Source organism: Pseudomonas sp. 2,4-D (assembly GCF_030418155.1).
In the GTDB taxonomy this organism is placed as follows: Bacteria; Pseudomonadota; Gammaproteobacteria; order Pseudomonadales; family Pseudomonadaceae; genus Aquipseudomonas; species Aquipseudomonas alloputida.
Genome location: NZ_JAUHUI010000089.1, coordinates 1 through 1,238 on the forward strand (window position 1 = coordinate 1; position 1,238 = coordinate 1,238).

A 1,238-nucleotide genomic window follows, 5' to 3' on the forward strand; every position below is an offset into this window, starting at 1 on the left:
GTACCGAGGAAGTTGCTCTGGCTGATCGAACCACCCAGGATCAGGCCGGCGCTCTGGGCGAAACCGACGCTGGCGGTGATCGAACCCGAGGCCTGCTCTTCGACGCTGTAGTTGACGTCGACCTGGTCGTCGGTGCCAGGCACCTGCGGGGTCTCGACGTTGACTTCCTTGAAGAAGCCCAGGCGCTCAAGACGGGTCTTGGACTGGTCGATCAGGTAGGTCGACGCCCAGCCGCCTTCCATCTGGCGCATTTCGCGACGCAGCACTTCGTCCTCGGTCTTGGTGTTGCCGCGGTAGTTGATGCGGTTGACGTAGGCACGCTTGCCCGGGTCGACCACGAACATGATATCGACCGTGTGATCCTGGTCGTTTGGTTGCGGCACGCCGTTGACGTTGGCGAAAGTGTAGCCTTCGTTACCCAGACGGCGGGTGATCAGCTCGGACGTGCTGGTCATCACCTTGCGCGAGAACACCTGGCCCGGCTGCACCAGCAGCAGCGACTTGACCTGGTCTTCCGGCACCTTGAGGTCACCGGACAGCTTCACGTCGCGAACGGTGTATTTCTCGCCTTCGTTGATGTTGACGGTGATGTAGACGTGCTTCTTGTCCGGCGTGATGGACACCTGGGTGGAGGCGATGTCCATGTTGATGTAGCCGCGGTCCAGGTAGTAGGAACGCAGGCGCTCCAGGTCACCGGAGAGTTTTTCACGGGCGTACTTGTCGTCGTTCTTGAAGAACGACAACCAGTTGGTGGTCTTCAGTTCGAACAGCTGCCCCAGGGTCTCGTCATCGAATACGTTGTTGCCAACGATGTTGATGTGCTGGATGGCGGCGACGGTGCCTTCGTTGATCTTGATCTTCAGCGCCACACGGTTGCGCGGCTGTGGCACTACTTCGGCGTCGACCTCGGCCGAGTAGCGCCCTTGGGCCACGTACTGGCGCTGCAGCTCGTTACGCACACCTTCGAGGGTGGCACGCTGGAAGATCTCGCCTTCGGCCAGGCCCGATTGTTTCAGGCCCTTCATCAGGTCTTCGGTGCTGATCGCCTTGTTGCCTTCAATCTCGATGCTCGACACCGACGGGCGCTCGACCACGTTGATGATCAGCACATTGCCATCGCGGCTCAACTGGATGTCCTGGAAGAACCCGGTCTTGAACAAGGAACGAGTCGAGTCCACCAGGCGGCGGTCGTCGGCCTGGTCGCCAACGTTCAGCGGCAAGGCACCGAACACACTGCC

General features: G+C 60.5%; 1 protein-coding gene. It reads right to left on the reverse strand.

The genetic code is table 11. The annotated features are described in order from the left end of the window. On the reverse strand, positions 1-1,238 hold a 1,238-nt coding region (gene bamA, locus QYE47_RS27225), incomplete at both ends, for an outer membrane protein assembly factor BamA (protein ID WP_301159794.1).